This is a genomic window from Streptomyces sp. SID13031, assembly GCF_010548305.1.
Lineage (GTDB): Bacteria > Actinomycetota > Actinomycetes > Propionibacteriales > Kribbellaceae > Kribbella.
The window spans coordinates 49,667-64,742 of the sequence record NZ_JAAGLV010000009.1 but is presented as its reverse complement, the minus strand read 5'-3'; the positions used below and the strand labels follow the sequence as shown (position 1 = coordinate 64,742).

Annotated in this window: 17 protein-coding genes, 1 pseudogene and 1 riboswitch; of the genes and pseudogenes, 12 read left to right on the top strand and 6 right to left on the bottom strand. The window is 68.1% G+C overall.

The window, feature by feature from the left end:
- Positions 1 to 4: 4 nt before the first annotated feature.
- A pseudogene (locus G3I17_RS18985) lies at positions 5 to 193 on the top strand (GNAT family N-acetyltransferase); the annotation flags it as partial.
- Between the two features lie 189 nt (positions 194 to 382).
- Here the strand turns inward: G3I17_RS18985 and G3I17_RS18980 are convergent.
- Positions 383 to 742, bottom strand: coding sequence for a YciI family protein (locus G3I17_RS18980; RefSeq protein WP_164598070.1), 360 nt, complete (start codon positions 740 to 742; stop codon positions 383 to 385).
- 387 nt (positions 743 to 1,129) lie between these two features.
- A riboswitch (FMN riboswitch) is annotated at positions 1,130 to 1,263 on the top strand.
- 118 nt (positions 1,264 to 1,381) lie between these two features.
- Here G3I17_RS18980 and ribD point away from each other — a divergent pair.
- Genes ribD through ribH form a run of 5 tightly spaced genes read left to right on the top strand, consistent with a single transcriptional unit; the run spans position 1,382 to position 5,453 of the window.
- A complete protein-coding gene (ribD, locus tag G3I17_RS18975; RefSeq protein WP_164598069.1) occupies positions 1,382 to 2,410 on the top strand; it encodes a bifunctional diaminohydroxyphosphoribosylaminopyrimidine deaminase/5-amino-6-(5-phosphoribosylamino)uracil reductase RibD in 1,029 nt (342 codons plus the stop codon).
- The gene (locus G3I17_RS18970; RefSeq protein ID WP_164598068.1) at positions 2,411 to 3,070 is read left to right on the top strand and encodes a riboflavin synthase; all 660 of its coding nucleotides are present in this window, start codon (positions 2,411 to 2,413) and stop codon (positions 3,068 to 3,070) included.
- Positions 3,067 to 3,747 carry a nicotinamide riboside transporter PnuC gene (pnuC, locus tag G3I17_RS18965; protein WP_164598067.1) on the top strand — a complete coding sequence of 227 codons (681 nt, stop codon included), beginning with the start codon at positions 3,067 to 3,069 and terminating at the stop codon, positions 3,745 to 3,747. Before G3I17_RS18970 ends, pnuC begins: the two co-directional genes overlap by 4 nt.
- Before the next feature lie 3 nt (positions 3,748 to 3,750).
- A complete protein-coding gene (locus G3I17_RS18960; RefSeq protein WP_164598064.1) occupies positions 3,751 to 4,983 on the top strand; it encodes a bifunctional 3,4-dihydroxy-2-butanone-4-phosphate synthase/GTP cyclohydrolase II in 1,233 nt (410 codons plus the stop codon).
- Positions 4,983 to 5,453, top strand: a complete 471-nt coding sequence (gene ribH / locus G3I17_RS18955) for a 6,7-dimethyl-8-ribityllumazine synthase (RefSeq protein ID WP_164598062.1) — start codon at positions 4,983 to 4,985, stop codon at positions 5,451 to 5,453. Before G3I17_RS18960 ends, ribH begins: the two co-directional genes overlap by 1 nt.
- A gap of 150 nt (positions 5,454 to 5,603) precedes the next feature.
- Here the strand turns inward: ribH and G3I17_RS39875 are convergent, their stop codons facing one another.
- Positions 5,604 to 7,499 (bottom strand): hypothetical protein, encoded by a 1,896-nt coding sequence (locus G3I17_RS39875; RefSeq protein WP_203590442.1) that lies wholly within the window; start codon positions 7,497 to 7,499, stop codon positions 5,604 to 5,606.
- 61 nt (positions 7,500 to 7,560) lie between these two features.
- Between G3I17_RS39875 and G3I17_RS42130 the strand changes: the two genes are divergently transcribed.
- Positions 7,561 to 8,556 (top strand): WYL domain-containing protein, encoded by a 996-nt coding sequence (locus G3I17_RS42130; RefSeq protein ID WP_164598060.1) that lies wholly within the window; start codon positions 7,561 to 7,563, stop codon positions 8,554 to 8,556.
- Here G3I17_RS42130 and G3I17_RS18940 read toward each other — a convergent pair.
- A complete protein-coding gene (locus G3I17_RS18940) occupies positions 8,516 to 9,547 on the bottom strand; it encodes a P1 family peptidase (RefSeq protein ID WP_164598058.1) in 1,032 nt (343 codons plus the stop codon). The two genes, G3I17_RS42130 and G3I17_RS18940, sit on opposite strands and share 41 nt — an antisense overlap.
- 72 nt (positions 9,548 to 9,619) lie before the next feature.
- Between G3I17_RS18940 and G3I17_RS18935 the strand changes: the two genes are divergently transcribed.
- From G3I17_RS18935 to G3I17_RS18920, 4 genes are all read left to right on the top strand, one after another.
- A complete protein-coding gene (locus G3I17_RS18935; RefSeq protein WP_164598056.1) occupies positions 9,620 to 10,312 on the top strand; it encodes a phosphotransferase in 693 nt (230 codons plus the stop codon).
- Positions 10,313 to 10,414: 102 nt separating this feature from the next.
- Positions 10,415 to 10,678, top strand: coding sequence for a phosphoribosyl-ATP diphosphatase (locus G3I17_RS18930; RefSeq protein ID WP_020390973.1), 264 nt, complete (start codon positions 10,415 to 10,417; stop codon positions 10,676 to 10,678).
- Between the two features lie 45 nt (positions 10,679 to 10,723).
- Positions 10,724 to 11,569: an ATP phosphoribosyltransferase gene (gene hisG, locus G3I17_RS18925; protein WP_164598053.1), complete on the top strand. Its 846-nt coding sequence runs from the start codon at positions 10,724 to 10,726 to the stop codon at positions 11,567 to 11,569.
- 11 nt (positions 11,570 to 11,580) lie between these two features.
- A complete protein-coding gene (locus G3I17_RS18920) occupies positions 11,581 to 12,021 on the top strand; it encodes a PH domain-containing protein (protein ID WP_164598051.1) in 441 nt (146 codons plus the stop codon).
- Here G3I17_RS18920 and G3I17_RS18915 read toward each other — a convergent pair.
- From G3I17_RS18915 to G3I17_RS18905, 3 genes are all read right to left on the bottom strand, one after another.
- Positions 12,018 to 12,908, bottom strand: a complete 891-nt coding sequence (locus G3I17_RS18915) for an aldose 1-epimerase family protein (RefSeq protein WP_164598049.1) — start codon at positions 12,906 to 12,908, stop codon at positions 12,018 to 12,020. The two genes, G3I17_RS18920 and G3I17_RS18915, sit on opposite strands and share 4 nt — an antisense overlap.
- A 253-nt stretch (positions 12,909 to 13,161) precedes the next feature.
- Positions 13,162 to 13,929: a (d)CMP kinase gene (locus tag G3I17_RS18910; protein WP_164598047.1), complete on the bottom strand. Its 768-nt coding sequence runs from the start codon at positions 13,927 to 13,929 to the stop codon at positions 13,162 to 13,164.
- Positions 13,916 to 14,437 (bottom strand): hypothetical protein, encoded by a 522-nt coding sequence (locus G3I17_RS18905; protein WP_164598045.1) that lies wholly within the window; start codon positions 14,435 to 14,437, stop codon positions 13,916 to 13,918. The genes G3I17_RS18910 and G3I17_RS18905 overlap by 14 nt, the downstream gene beginning before the upstream one ends.
- 100 nt (positions 14,438 to 14,537) lie before the next feature.
- On the opposite strand from G3I17_RS18905, the gene G3I17_RS18900 reads away from it, so the two are divergent.
- Entirely contained in the window at positions 14,538 to 15,041 is a 504-nt protein-coding gene (locus G3I17_RS18900; RefSeq protein ID WP_343238348.1) for an SseB family protein, read from the top strand.
- The last annotated feature ends 35 nt before the right edge of the window (positions 15,042 to 15,076 follow it).

Here is a 15,076-nt window from a genome sequence, read left to right as displayed (position 1 = left end):
ATCGGGTCTCGGCGGCGCGCTCATGGACGCCGTCGTTCAACACCCGCGGCTGGCCGGCGTACGAAGTATCGAGCTGGTCTGCCGGCCAGACCTCGTCGCGTTCTACCGCCGCTGGGGCTTCACCGACAAGGTCGGCCGCTCCGGCCTGATGCGTCGAACCACAGACCCACGACTCACTTCGGAGTCCGGCTAGTACTCCAGCCGGAGCTCGGGATGCTTGGTTTGTGGGCCGGACCGCCGCCACTCATAAACCTTGGTTGACTGCGCCCAGCCAAGCGTGGGCAACCCTGGTCCCGGGTGGCGGCAGCAGCTTTATGAGTGGCGGCCGTCCGGTACTTCCACCCAAGTCGTCAGGTCGCCGAAGTACTGCGTCGACGTGGGCTCATTCGATGAGGTCTGGGTCGTACATGAATTTGCGGACGTCTTGTGCGCAGCGGCAGGCGACTGCGATCTTTGCGGCCCACTCGAGGGCGGCGTCTCGGGTGGGTACGTCGACGATCATCACGCCGCCGATAACCTCTTTGGTCTCCGGGTACGGGCCGTCGGTGACCACCCCGTCGGTCGCCACCACGGCGTGCTCCACGTCGTCGTTCTCGTAGGCCAGCCCGCCGCCGAAGAGGAACACGCCGGCGTCCTTGGCCTCCTGGACCACCGCGTGGGCGGCCTTGCCCACCTCGGGGAAGTCCTCCTCGGGGATGTGGTCCATCGCACCCTTCTCGAACGAGATCAGGTATCGCGCCATCTCATCACTCCTTGTCCCGGCAGCCAGCGTCCGGCCACCTCTCGCCCTTACTACGAACACCCCGCTTCAAATCCGACAGGCTGCGTAGAGAACTTCTCACGGGATCTCCGCTGGCAGCGGTACCGCTGTCCGAGCTGGACGATTTTGAGCGCGCGAAGAACAAATTCCCCCGGTGGACGCCTACATGGCGCCTCGGGGGTTAGCGATTTCAGTCATCTGGCGGGTCCTGGCTCAGAGCTGGCGACTTGGGCCATCTATGAAGCTCTGGTGGGCGCCGCGCGCTGGCCCGGGGCGCGAGTACGGGTGGGGGACGGCCGTTCCACGATGTGACCCAGGTAATGGTGGGTTTTCTGCGGCGTGGCACACTTCAAGTACGAGTGAACCCACTCGCGTGCTCCGGGGTCGGTGTAATTCCGAGCCGGCGGTTATAGTCCGCGACCCGGCCGTAGCAGTATCTCGGCCGGTTGACCTGGTGGAATTCCAGGACCGACGGTGAAAGTCCGGATGGGAGGCGCACGCGATCGGCGTGCGCTCCGACGTCCGGACGCGGCTGAAGCGAGCCGTTTTCGAGCGACGGGTCCGTACGTACGCCGGTTGTCATGGCCCCGGTGTGCGTCCGTGACAACGAGGGACCTGTCAGTGAAGAACGCTTCGCCGATCGACATCGCCTGGATGCGTCGTGCCGTCGAGCTCGCCGCGCATGGCGTCGGCAGTACCCACCCGAACCCGGTCGTCGGCTGTGTCATCACCGGTCGCGACGGACACCCGGTCGGCGAGGGCTGGCATGCGTACCCGGGTGGCCCGCACGCTGAGGTCGAGGCGCTCCGGATGGCCGGCGAGCGGGCCCGCGGCGGTACGGCGTACGTCACGCTGGAGCCGTGCAACCACACCGGCCGGACCGGGCCTTGCTCGGACGCCCTGATAGCGGCCGGCGTCGCGCGGGTCGTGTACGCGGTACCGGATCCGAACAAGCAGGCCGCCGGTGGTGCCGAGACACTTGCCGCCAAGGACATCCGCGTGGAACAAGGCGTGCTTCAAGACGAAGCCGAAGCCGTGAACCATGTCTGGTTGCACAGCGTCCGCCAGGGCCGCCCGTTCGTCACCTGGAAGTTCGCCACCACCCTCGACGGGCGATCGGCCGCGAAAGACCGGTCGAGCAAGTGGATCACCGGCCCGCTCGCCCGCGCCGACGTGCACAAGAAGCGCGCCGAGTGCGACGCGATCGCGGTCGGCACCCAGACCGTACTCACCGACGACCCTGAGCTGACAGTCCGCGACGAGCAAGACCGCCCAGCCGCGCGGCAGCCGCTGCGGGTCGTGGTCGGGGACCGTGAGATCCCGCTGACGGCCAAGGTCCGCAACGACCGCGCCAAGACGCTGCTGCTCCCGACACACGATCCGGCCGAGGTATTGCGTCAGCTGGACGACCACCAGATCCGGCACCTCTGGCTCGAAGGCGGCCCGACGCTTGCCGCCGCCTTCCTCCGCGCTGGATGGGTCGACCAGATCGTCGCGTACGTCGCGCCGGCGGTGCTCGGCTCCGGCTTCTCCGCCATCGGCGACCTGGGCGCGGAATCTATCGACCAGCTACGGCGCTTCAACCTTGCGGACGTCACCCGCCTAGGCGACGACGTCCGCCTAACCCTGACTCCTCTCGGAGGTAAGTAGATGTTCACCGGCATCATCGAAGAGCTCGGTACGGTCGAATCCCTGGACCTGCTGGACGGCGACGCCGCCCGGCTCACGATCCGCGGCCCGAAGGTGACCGAGGACGCCGGCCACGGCGACTCGATCTCGGTGAACGGCTGTTGCCTCACGGTGATCGAGCACGGCGACGGCACCTTCACCGCGGATGTCATGCGCGAGACTCTGCAGCGCACCAGCCTCGGCAGCGTCGAGAAAGGCTCGACGGTCAACCTCGAGCGTGCGGTCACCGCGCACGCCAGGCTCGGCGGCCACATCGTCCAGGGCCACGTCGACGGCGTCGGTACGATCGCCAGCCGCGAGCCCGCCGAGCACTGGGAGGTCGTCCGGATCGCGACGGCGCCCGAGATCCTCCGGTACGTCGCGGAGAAGGGCTCGATCGCCGTCGACGGCGTCTCGCTCACGGTCACCGATGTGGACGACGGCACCGGGACCTTCGGGATCAGCCTGATCCCCACCACGCTCGAGCTCACCGTGCTCGGCCGCAACGCGGTCGGCGACACGGTCAACCTCGAGGTCGATGTGATCGCCAAGTACGTCGAGCGCCTGCTCACCGCAGGCGGCTCATCGGCACCGCTCGCCGGAGGCGGCGCGTCCACACCGCTGGCAGGAGGCAAGGAATGAACTTCTTCGACTGGTTGCTGCACTCGCAGGTCACGATCGGCGGCTCGCCGGTGCTGGTCCGCGAGATCGTCGGCAACGTCTTCGGTCTGGGCAGTGCGCTGTTCGGCATGCGCCGGCTGGTCTCGGCCTGGCCGGTCGGCATCATCGGCAACGTTCTGCTGTTCACGGTCTTCGTCGGCGGGCTGTTCGACACCCCGCAGGACAAGGACCTCTGGGGTCAGGCCGGGCGTCAGGTCTTCTTCGCGCTCGTCAGCCTGTACGGCTGGTACCGGTGGTACCAGACCCGCCACGCGGGCGCCGCTACCGGCGTGCAGCCTCGTTGGGCAACGACGAGGCAGCGGCTCGAACTGCTGGGGGCCGCGGTTGTCCTCTACGCGATCGCCTACCCGGTGCTGAAGGCGCTGGGCTCGTGGGGACCGCAGTGGGACGCGTGGATCCTGACCGGCTCCATCCTGGCGACTTACGGGATGGCGCGCGGGTTCGTCGAGTTCTGGCTGATCTGGATCGCCGTGGACGTGGTCGGCGTACCGCTGCTCGTCCAGGCGAAGTTCTACCCGTCCGCGGCGATGTACGTCGTCTACGGGCTCTTCTGTGTCATCGGATTCGCCTCTTGGTGGCGGATCCAGAACCGCGAGTCGGCCGTTGCGGCCACTCCTGAGCCAGTGACGGTGGGCTGACCGATGGGCGAGGTACTGAAGCTCGACACGATCGAGCATGCGATCGACGAGATCCGGGCAGGGCGGCCGGTCATCGTGGTCGACGACGAGGACCGCGAGAACGAGGGCGACCTGGTGTTCGCGGCGTCGAAGGCGACGCCGGAACTGCTGGCCTTCCTGATCCGCTACAGCTCCGGCGTCGTCTGCGTCCCGATGGAGGCAGCCGAGCTCGATCGCCTCGGCATCCCGTTGATGACGCCGCACAACCGCGAGCGGCTCCGGACGGCGTACACGATCTCCGTCGACGCGCGGGACAACGTGACGACGGGCATCTCGGCGGCGGACCGGGCCCGGACGATCCGGGTGCTCGCGGATTCGGCGTCGGAGTCTTACGACCTGGTACAACCCGGGCACATCTTCCCGTTGCGGGCGCGCGAGGGCGGCGTACTGGTTCGGCCCGGGCACACAGAGGCGTCGCTCGATCTCGCCCGGATTGCCGGGATGCGTCCGGCCGCGGTGATCGCCGAGCTGGTCAACGATGACGGGACGATGAAGCGTGGGGGAGACCTGCGCACGTTCGCCGATGAACATGGCTTAGTTCTCGTCTCGATCGAAGACCTGATTCGGTATCGGCGACGGACCGAGAGCCAGATCCAGCGGGTGGCGACGACGACGCTGCCGACGCAGTACGGGGATTTCATTGCCCACGGCTACCGGAACACGATCGACGGGACCGAGCAGCTCGCGCTGGTCCGTGGCGAGATCGGCGACAAGCCGACGCTGGTCCGGCTGCACTCGGAATGCCTGACCGGCGATGTGTTCGGCTCGCAGCGGTGTGACTGTGGTCCGCAGCTCGACGAGGCGATGCGACTGGTCGCGGCCGAGGGTGGCGTTGTCGTGTACCTGCGTGGACACGAGGGGCGCGGGATCGGCCTGCTGCACAAGCTGCAGGCGTACGAGTTGCAGGATGCCGGCCGCGACACGGTGGACGCGAACCTGGACCTCGGCCTGCCGGCGGATGCCCGCGACTACGGCACCGGCGCGCAGATCCTGGCCGACCTGGGCGTGACGTCGGTGAAGCTGCTGACGAACAACCCGGACAAGCTGTCCGGCGTCCAGGGCTACGGCATCGACGTGGTCGAGCGCCGCGGCATCTCGATCGACCCGACCGAGCACAACCTGCGGTACCTGCGGACCAAGCGCGACCGGATGGGGCACCACCTGCCCACCGGCACTGACGAGAACGGAGCCGGCTGATGTCGGGCAGTGGAGCACCCACGATCGAAATCCCGCACGCTGAGGGAGTCAGGGTCGCCGTCATCGCGGCCCAGTGGCACCCGAAGGTCACCGACTCGCTGGTCGCGGGCGCTGAGCGGGCACTCGCCGACTCGGGAGTGACCGACTACAAGGTGATCCGGGTCCCCGGCTCCTTCGAGTTGCCGGTCGCGGCGCTGCATGCGGCCAAGGGCGGGTACGACGCGGTGGTCGCCCTCGGCGTCGTGATTCGTGGCGATACCCCGCACTTCGAGTACGTCTGCCAGGCGGCGACCGACGGCCTGATGCAGGTATCGGTCGACACCGGCGTACCGGTCGGGTTCGGCCTGCTCACCTGCGACAACGACCCGCAGGCCCTGGACCGCGCCGGCCTCCCCGACAGCCGCGAAGACAAGGGCTACGAGTCGGCCCAGGCAGCCCTCGCCACCCTGGTCGCCACCCGATCCCTATAGCCCAGCACCAGCAGTCGCGAGCCCACCACTGGTGGGCATGAACAGGAAACGGCGGCCGTGAACAAGGTCTACCCTGTTCACGGCCGCCGCCAGGTGTTCATGCCCACCAGTGGTGGGCTCGCCGCCGCCGGGGCTTGGTGGGCTGTGGGGTCAGGCGGTGCGGGTGTGGCGCATTTTCCAGTTGCTGTGCCAGGTGTTGCCGTTGTCGGTGGAGAAGAGTTGTTCCCAGGCAGCGTGATCCGTGCCGGGCGTCCAGACGAAGCGGACGTCGATGGGTTGGCCGTTCCACTCGTCGGGGCCTTCGAAGATGCCTTGGCCGGTTTCGGTGAAGGCGCCGATCACGGGGGTCTCGAGAGTGCCGCGCAGGCTGTTGATCCAATGGATGGACCAAGTCTTGGACTTAGGGTTGTAGAGCCGTAGCGTCGCGCCGCGGAAACCCTCGGTCGGGAACCAGCTCTCGTCGAAGCTGATCGCGCCGTCGAAGTACCCGAAGACCTTCATCTTCGACTCGACCTCGTACCAGGCGGCCGGCTCGCCCAGTGCGGGTCTGCGGCGTTCGTTGTGCATGTCCCACTCGCCCACCAGGAAGTCGAAATCGCTGGTGGGCTTGGGGATGCCGACCCGCGGCGGCTCCGCGTCGCGCCGGGTGAAGTCCATCACCCAGTTGACTTCCCACGTCTCGCCGCCGTCGTCGGAGTAGGACTGCTCCCAGTGCGCGGTCGTCTCGGTGACCTCCGACCAGGCGTAGCTGGACAGGATCGGTTTGCCGTCCAGTTCCTCCTCGCCGACCAGCCAGCAGGACTTCCCGTCCTCGGCCCAGCGACCCTTCACGGGTGGGTAGATCTCCATCGTCTTGCTGCTGATCCAGTAGATAGTCCATTCCTTGTTCTCAGGGTTGAACAAACGCACGGACATCCCGTACGACGCTTTGCCCGGGAACTGCATCTCGTCGATGCTGATCGCGCCGTCGAAGTGGGTCCGTGCGGTACACGTGCCCTCGAAGCTCTGCCAGTCGTCGCTGCCGACGAACACCTTGCCGAGGGTCCGGTGCCGCACATCGAAGTACCCGTTGAGGAAGTCGAAGTCGCCAGTCAGTTTGGGGAAAGTTGTCCGCGGCGTGAAGGTCATCGACCAATTGCTCTCCCAGGTCGCGCCGCCGTCGGTCGAGAAGAACTGCTCCCAGACCGGTACGTCGCCCTTCGTCCAGCGGAACCGGACGTCCACCGGTTGCCCGTCGTGCTCGTCCGGCCCTTCGAGGATCCCGACCTCGTCCGCGCCGAAGCCGCCGTACACGGGCGGCTCCAGGATGCCGCGTGAACTGTTGATCCAGTAGATCGCCCACGCGCCGGCCGCCACGTCGTACAGGCGGACCGTCATCCCGTCGAAGTCCTCGGTCGGGAAGAACGTCTCGTCGATGCAGACGGCGCCGTCGAAGAGGGTGTAGGTCTCCGCGGTGCCCCGAAACTCCCGCCAGTCGTCGTTGCCGGTCAGCGGCGCGAGGAGCCTGCGATGCTGCACGTTCCACTCGCCGACGAAGAAGTCGAAGTCGCCGGTGACCTTGGGGAGATCGAGCGCCGGCGGTTCGGTAGATCGCCGGGTGAGGTCCATTGTCCAGTTGGTCTGCCAGGTCTCGCCGCCGTCCTCGGAGTACGCCTGCTCCCAGTGCGCGGTCTCGTCGGTGACGTCCGACCAGCGCAGCCGGACGGGGATCATCCGATCGCCGAGATCGTCCTCGCCGTACAGCGTGCAGACGCCGTCCGACCAGCTCCCGCGGACCGCCGGCTGGAGCTTCCCGGTCCTGCTGTTGACCCAGTAGATGGTCCAGATCTTCTCGACCGGGTCGTAGAGGCGCAGCGACATCCCGTACGACGCCTTACTCGGGAACCGCGCCTCGTCGACGCTGACCGCTCCGGCGAAATGGGTTCGGCCGGTATGCGTACCGGCGTACTCCTCCCATTCACCACTTGAATTAAGGACGCGATTGACCACGTCGAAGTGGCCGCTGAGGAAGTCGAAGTCGCCGGTGACCTTGGTGATTGTGCTCATGAGCCAAGCCTCCCGCCAAAACCTGACAGCGAGTGGCAGTGTTTCCGGCTAGCCTCGGAACGTGCGCTCGAGCCGGCTCCTCCAGATCCTTCTGCTGCTGCAGACGCGCCGTCAGCTGACCGCGCGCGAGCTGGCCGAGGAGCTCGAGGTCTCACTCCGGACGATCTACCGGGACGTGGAGGCGCTCGCCGCGGCGGGAGTTCCCGTGTACGCCGACCAAGGTCGCGCCGGCGGCTATCGCCTGGTCGACGGTTATCGCACCAAGCTCACCGGGCTCACCGAGGGCGAGGCGGCCGCGCTGTTCCTGGTCGGCATGCCCGGGCCTGCCGCGGCACTCGGGTTGACCGAGCAGACGAGCGCGGCCGAGTTGAAACTGCTCGCTGCACTGGCACCCGGCCAGCGCGACAAGGCCGGGCGGCTGAAGAACCGCTTCCACCTCGACATGCCCGCGTGGTACCGGGACGCCGAGGAGTCGCCGTACCTGTCAGCGGTCGCCTCGGCGGTGATGGAGGATCGCCGGATCAAGGTGCTCTACCGCCGCTGGGAAGCGCCGCGCGAGGTCGAGCGGACCCTCGAACCGTACGGGCTGGTTCTCAAGAACGGCACCTGGTACGTCGTCGCCGCGGCGCCCGACCGCGAAGCGGGTCAGCGGATCAGCGGGGTGCGGACCTATCGCGTCTCCAACATCCTCCAGCTCGCGCCGACCGAGGAGACCTTCACCCGGCCGCCCGGTTTCGACCTGGCCAAGCGCTGGCAGGAGCACCTGGACCGCTTCGAGCAGGACCGCTTCACGGCTAAGTCTTTGGTGCGAATCTCGCCAGGCCTGGTCGGCCGCCTGGCCGATCTCTCCGCGACCCTGCTGCTGAAGGCGATCGCGGACACCGGCGCGGAGCCGGCCGAGGACGGCAGCATCACGGTCGCCGTGCCGATCGAGTCGATCGGCAACGCGGCGACCCAGCTGATCCGCTACGGCAAGTCGCTGGAGGTGCTGGAACCGCCCGAGCTCCGCGCCGAACTCAAACAGCTGGCCGAGGAAGTTGCCGGGCTCTATTCGTAATCAGTTCATGCGGTACTGCGTACTGCGTGTTGCCGCCGTAGCCGGTCACGGTCGACGCCATCGTCAAGGAATTGAGTAAGGCTTCTTCCACGGCTTCGATACAAGCCGTGAAGACCGCCTTCAAATCGTACTCCCGCATCGGCGCTGCCCGACTGGTGCTGAAAGCGATCGCGTAGTCACCGCTGCCCGGCGAGAAGTCCGACCCCACCCGCCCCAGCGCGAACACAGCCCGCCGAGCCACCCGCCCGAGCTGCCGGGCGTCCAACGGCAGGTCGGTGGCGACCACGATCATGCACGAGTTCCCCTCGGGAACAGGTGTCTCCGCAGGCGCTGGAATCGGCGCTCCGAGCACGGTCAACACCCCGGAGAAATTCGCCTGCACCAGCACCCCGACCACTCCATCCACACTCCTGCCACCAGCGGGCGCATCGACCGATCCCACCACGCGTGAGGCTGTGCCTATCCCGGCCTTGAAGCCGAGGGCGACCGTCCCGGTGCCTGCGCCGACGTTGCCTTCGGCGGGGAGGTCCGCGGAGGCCGTGTCGAGGGCGGCGAAGACGTGGGCGGGGGTGATCGGTCGGGCGCGGATGTCCGAGAGGTAGCCGTCGTTGGTTTCGCCGACTACTGGGTTGAGGCTGGTGGCCGACGGGTCGCGGTCGAGGAGCCAGGTGAGCAGGGCGTCGGCGACGCGGAAGACCGAGAGGGTGCCGGTCAGCAGGATCGGCGTCTCCAGCACGCCGAGCTCGTCCACCTGGGTCGACCCGACGAGCTTCCCGTAGCCGTTGCCGACCGCAATCGCCGCGGGCAGCCCGGCCTCGAACCCGGGCACCCCGGCCTCGAACCCGGGCGGCACGATCGCGGTGACACCGGTGTTCACCCCATCGCCGGTCAGTGTGGTCTGGCCGACCAGCACCCCCGGTACGTCGGTGATCGCATTCAGACGACCAGTCGGCAAGGTGCCCGGCGCCACTCCCAGGGAACGGATTCTCATACCGTCCATCCTCGGCCAGACCCGCCCGGCTTGTTACCGTTCGCCGCGGGCGCCGCCGAGACCGGGAGGGCAATGGACGCGCAACTCATCAGCAGCGCCTTCGACCTAGGTGCAGTGGACGGGGAGTTGACACCGGTACAGCACACCGTGAGCCGGACCTGGCGACTGAACACCGGTACTGGCTCATACCTGGTCAAGGAGTTGTGGCCGGCCGAGGCGCCGTTCTGGGCGGACTGGCTGAGTTTCGGAGTACAGCATCAGCGCGCCTGGGCCGACCCCGCAGCGGACGCACTGGGCGACATCCTGCGGCTGACCGAGGTCCTGACCACGGCGTACGAACAAGCGCCCGATCGGGTCATCACCCATGGCGACTTCATGCCGTCCAATGTCATCTACGGGATGCCCGGGCCGGTACTGATCGACTGGGACTCAGTGGGCGCGGAGTCAGCGCTCCACGAGACCGGCGACACGCTGTACCACTTCACCGACGGTGATGTCACAAGACTGCGCGAAACAGTCAAGGCCTACCTCGACGCGACCGGCTCGGAGGTCGGGGCGCGGCACGCGGAGCTGTTCGACAAGACGATCGGTACCCGGCTGGCCGGCCTGACCGAACTGCTGATCGCCGACGCAGCCGGGGGAGAGGTCACCGGGTGGAAGGCCAAGATCGGCGACCGGGAGGAACGGGTGGCGAGCGAGTTCCGGGCTTTGCCGTCCTTCGTCCAAGACCTGCGCCGGCTCAGCCGATCGATCCTCAGCGGCTGACCACCAGAGACCCCGGGAACGCGGCAGCCGCAGTACCGGAAAGTCCGTGGAGCGAGACCTGATCGCAACCGGCTCACGGCCGACCTTTAGGGTGGAGGCGCGATGAAGACCTTTGACGAACTCTTCGCCGAGCTGGGCGAGAAGGCGCTGACCCGACCGGAGGGCTCCGGCACGGTGGCCGCGCTGGATGCGGGCGTGCACACGATCGGCAAGAAGCTGGTCGAGGAGGCCGCCGAGTCCTGGATGGCCGCCGAGCACGAGGGCAAGGAACGGGCCGCGGAGGAGCTGAGCCAGCTGCTCTACCACGCGCAGGTGATGATGCATGCGCTCGGCCTGAGCCTCGACGACGTGTACCGACATCTGTAGGAGCGCCCCGACAGACCCGGTTCACCTCAACAGATTGGCCGTTCCATGCTGCGCGTCGCAGTACCCAACAAGGGCTCGCTGAGCGAGGCCGCCATCTCCATCCTGTCCGAGGCGGGCTACCGCCAGCGCCGGACCACCAAAGACCTGTCGCTGACCGACCCGGACAACGGCGTCGAGTTCTACTACCTCCGTCCGCGCGACATCGCCGTGTACGTCGGTGAGGGGACCCTCGACGTCGGTATCTCCGGCCGCGACCTGGTGCTCGACTCGCACGCCGACGCCGAGACCATCCTGGAGCTCGGCTTCGGCGGTTCGACCTTCCGGTTCGCCGGCCGCCCGGGCGTCGCCCAGTCGGTCAAGGACCTGCAGGGCAAGCGCATCGCCACTTCCTTCGCCGGTGTCCTCACCGACCACCTGGCCGAGAACGGCGTCGAGGCGTCCGTGGTCAAGCTGGACGGCGCGGTCGAGTCCGCGGTCCAGCTCGGCGTCGCCGACGTGATCGCCGACGTCGTCGAGACCGGTACGACATTGCGCCAGGCGGGCCTGGAGGTGTTCGGCGACGTGATCCTCAAGTCGCAGGCCGTGCTGATCACCCGGCACGGCGTCGACAAGCCGGCCGGGCTCGATCAGCTCGTCCGCCGGCTCGAGGGCGTTCTGGTCGCGCGCAACTACGTGATGATGGACTACGACATCCGCGCCGAGGCGGTGGAGGCCGCGAACGCGGTCGCGCCCGGGCTGGAGTCGCCGACGGTCTCGCCGCTTCATCGCGAAGGCTGGGTCGCCGTCCGGGTGATGGTGGTCCGGGCCGACGCACAGCGGATCATGGACCAGCTCTGGGAGGTCGGGGCGCGCGCGATCCTGACCACCGACATCCACGCCTGCCGGATCTGAGCGACGACCCGATGACCCCGAAGGCGCTGTGGACGTTCCATCCGTGGGCGATCGCGATGATGGCCGGTGTGATGGGCCTGTCGATCGTCGCCGTCTTCGGGGTGATCTGGTTCCGGCTGTCGGCCGACGCGCGTGACACGTTCACCCTGTTCCAGCGGCTCACGCTGCTGGCGTTCTTCGGGACCGTGCTCTACCTGCTCTACCGGATGGCGACGGTGCGCGTCACGGCGTACGAGGACAACTTGCGGGTGCGGAACGTTTTCCGCACCTACCGGTACGCCTGGAGCGACGTGAAGGCGCTCCGCTTCCGCGCGGGCGACCCGTGGCTGCAACTCTTCGATGCCGAGGGCAACAGACTCGGCGTACTGGCGGTGCAGGCGTCCGAAGGCGCCCGAGCAGGCCGGGCTGCCAAGGAACTGGCAGCCGTGGCCCGCTCGCACGGTGCAGGCTAGATACTGACCTTGAAGCTGGTGGTGTGGCTGTCACCGGGCTTCAGTACGACGAGGTCGTCGCCGCTGATGAACGCGTCCGGCGGGCAGGTCATCGGCTCGACGGCCAGACCGACGCGGCCGAGCGCGTTCGCCGTGTAGAGCTGCATCCACCTGGTATCGCTGGTGAGGCGTGCCGAGTTGCCCGTCGCCGGGTCGGTCAGGCGGACCTCCCAGGTCGGGGGCAGCTCGGTGAACGCGTTGTCGATGTCGAGATCCTGCAGCTTGCGCGCCTGCCCGAAGTCGTACTGCGAACCGGCGACCTGCGCCAGCCCGACGGGACTCAACCGATCCGGAGTGACCTCGAGCCAACTGCCGGCGGTGAACTCCAGCTCGCACTCGTCGATCTGCCGCCCGACGGTTAGGTACGGATGCGTGCCATACCCGTACGGCGCGTCGCCCGCGCCCACGTTGACCGCACCGGCCGTGACGGTGAGCCCATTGGTCGCATCGAGCCGGTAGCTGAGGGTCAGGTCGAGCTGATGCGGATACCCCGGCTGCCCGTGCAACCGGTACGCGACCTCGACGACCGACTCGTCGCTGCCGTCGTCCACCCGCTCCCAGTTGGCCCACCGGGTCAGCCCATGGATCGCGTTACTCCGCGCCGGCTCGGTCAGATAGAGCTGCTGCTCGACGCCCTGAAACCTGTACTTCCCATCGGTGATCCGGTTGGGCCACGGGAACAGATGCTGCCCGATCCCGGCCCGCGCGGGCGCGTTCTCGGCGTACCCGATCAGCACCTCGCGCCCGCCGTACGAGAGCCCCCGCAACCCACCTCCCACGCTCACGACGGTCCCGGAGTACTCCCCGGCGCGAATACTCCACTGCTCACCCGACGGCAACACGCTCATCCCTCCATCCTCACCCACCCCGGCGCGCAAACGGCACCCACCCCGGCGCGCAAAGGATCACTTTGTGCACGACCTGAGCGAATCCGCCGCGCCAGGATGCTCAGGTGGTGCACAAAGTGGCCCTCAGCAGGCGCCCTCAGCTGGCGCCCTCAGCTGGCGCCCTCAGCTGGCGCCCTCGGCTGGCGGGCTCGGCTGGGCTGGGCGGGCTGTGCTGGGCGGGCTCGGCTGGGCGGGCTGGGCTGGGCTGGTGGGTTTAGCTGGCGGCGGAGTTGTGGGGGAGGGTGAGGGACTTGGGGACGAGTTCGGTGGCTGGGTCGTGGGGGACGGCGGGGTTGCCGTCGACGATCAGGTTGGCTCGGGTGCGGGTGTTCTCGGTGGCGAAGTGGTCGCGTTCCCAGCGCATCCACTCGAGCCAGTGGTCGCGGAGGGCCTCGCCGTCGCGCTCGATGCCGCGGCCGAGGCGGACCTCGTTGGTCGTCTCGATCCAGATCTGCAGCGACTGCCACGCGTCGGCGTCGCGGTCGCAGGAGGTGACGCCCTCGACGATCAACAGCTCGACGGTCGCCGGTACCAGGTGGAGCTCGGCGTAGGCGCCGGCGCTCCAGTCGTAGCGGCGGTAGCGCCCTTCGCGGCCGTCGGCGAGCCGGGTCAGCACGTGGTCTCGCAGGAGCGCGAAACCACGGACGGCACCGTCCCAGCCGTCGTACAGGTCGTCCATGTGCAGGACCCGGGTCCGCAGGCCGCGCGCCTCCGCACGCGCGGCGAAGCGGTCGGCCAGGGTGCTCTTCCCGGATCCGGCCGGGCCGTCGATGCTGATCAGCCGGGTCTTGCCGAGCCGGGCGGGGGCCGCCTGGACGTGCTCGAGCAGGCTGTCGATGGTCAGCGGCCGGTCGGCCAGCGGCTGACTGGTCAGGGGTTGGCCGACCGGCGGTTGGTCGGTCAGGGGCTGGCTGGTCAGGGGCTCGCTGGTCAGGGGTTGGGTGCTCAGGGGGTCGCTGGTCAGGCGATTAGTTGATTCCATGGCGTTTCAGGATGTCCTCGATGTCGTCGAACTCCGACGATTCCTGACCCTTCGCCGCCTTGGCGGCCTTGGAGCGGCTCTGTGGAGTCCTGGTGGGCTGGCCGGCACTGGCCGGGGCGGGGCCGCCGGCGGTCAGTTCACCGATCGCGTCAGAGGCCGGCCGGCTGGCCGGCGCGGGCTTGGTTGCCTTCTCTCTGCTCCCACCCCGGCCCTTGGCCAGGCCGGAGACGACGTAGAGGACGACCGAGACGCCGAACAGCGCCACGCCGGCCCACACGGTCGGGGAGAAGATCAGATGCGTGACCCAGCTGCTGACGGACTTCACCACGTCCCAGAGCAACTCGAGCAGCCCGGTCATGTACAGCGAGACCGGGAGTAGCGACCAAGCCAGGCCGCGAACCCCGGAAGCGAGCCCCCGGCGCCGCCAGGCGGCCCAGGAGCCGATCAGGCCGAGCAGCGTGAGGCCGACACAGAACGGCAGCAGCGTCAGATCGTTGAAGTCAGGCACATACCCAGGCTCGCACAAGTCCGCCGGGAACCAAGGGGGGAAAGGCCCTGGTACCACCCTGAAACCCCACTCCGGGGAGGCTGAGCGGACAATGGGCTCCGTGCAACCAGAACGCCGCTTGGCCTTTACCGGATTCGACGACGATGACGGGTCTGCTGACCCCGCGCTCGCCGAGGCGTTGGCGCAGCGGGACCAGGGGGCGATTCTGGCTGCCCTGACCAAGGCGTCTAAAGGGGCGCGACTGCTGGTGCCGGTGGTGGCGATGCTGGGCGAGGTCGAGTACGACGAGCGTGGGCTCGCGCACGACAAGACCTCCGACATGGCGGTCGCGTTACTGCAGGGGCAGGACGGGCGGAAGGCGCTCCTCGCCTTCACGAGCACCGAGAACCTCCAGCGCTGGAGCCCCGAGGCGCGGCCGATGCCCGCCCAGGCGAACCTGGTCGCCACGGCCGCGATCCAGGAGGGTGCCGCCGCCATCGTCATCGACGTGGCCGGTCCGGCACCCGCTGTCATCGAGACAGACGACGTACGCCGGGTAGCCGCCGGCCTCCAGGTGGTCAGGCTGGAAGACGGCGGCTACGGGTGGATCTCCACCGGCGACTGAGGTCGTCGGCGGAGGCGGTCAGCCGAGAGGAGAGG

Bases quoted from the DNA above. Each gene is read 5' to 3' on its own strand.
- pnuC (WP_164598067.1), top strand. From the start codon at position 3,067: ATGAACTTCTTCGACTGGTTGCTGCACTCGCAGGTCACGATCGGCGGC.
- hisG (WP_164598053.1), top strand. From the start codon at position 10,724: ATGCTGCGCGTCGCAGTACCCAACAAGGGCTCGCTGAGCGAGGCCGCC.
- G3I17_RS18980 (WP_164598070.1), bottom strand. From the start codon at position 742: ATGGCGCGATACCTGATCTCGTTCGAGAAGGGTGCGATGGACCACATC.
- G3I17_RS18915 (WP_164598049.1), bottom strand. From the start codon at position 12,908: ATGAGCGTGTTGCCGTCGGGTGAGCAGTGGAGTATTCGCGCCGGGGAG.
- G3I17_RS18935 (WP_164598056.1), top strand. From the start codon at position 9,620: ATGGACGCGCAACTCATCAGCAGCGCCTTCGACCTAGGTGCAGTGGAC.
- G3I17_RS39875 (WP_203590442.1), bottom strand. From the start codon at position 7,499: ATGAGCACAATCACCAAGGTCACCGGCGACTTCGACTTCCTCAGCGGC.
- ribH (WP_164598062.1), top strand. From the start codon at position 4,983: ATGTCGGGCAGTGGAGCACCCACGATCGAAATCCCGCACGCTGAGGGA.
- G3I17_RS18910 (WP_164598047.1), bottom strand. From the start codon at position 13,929: ATGGAATCAACTAATCGCCTGACCAGCGACCCCCTGAGCACCCAACCC.
- G3I17_RS18970 (WP_164598068.1), top strand. From the start codon at position 2,411: ATGTTCACCGGCATCATCGAAGAGCTCGGTACGGTCGAATCCCTGGAC.
- G3I17_RS18940 (WP_164598058.1), bottom strand. From the start codon at position 9,547: ATGAGAATCCGTTCCCTGGGAGTGGCGCCGGGCACCTTGCCGACTGGT.
- G3I17_RS18960 (WP_164598064.1), top strand. From the start codon at position 3,751: ATGGGCGAGGTACTGAAGCTCGACACGATCGAGCATGCGATCGACGAG.
- G3I17_RS18930 (WP_020390973.1), top strand. From the start codon at position 10,415: ATGAAGACCTTTGACGAACTCTTCGCCGAGCTGGGCGAGAAGGCGCTG.
- G3I17_RS18920 (WP_164598051.1), top strand. From the start codon at position 11,581: ATGACCCCGAAGGCGCTGTGGACGTTCCATCCGTGGGCGATCGCGATG.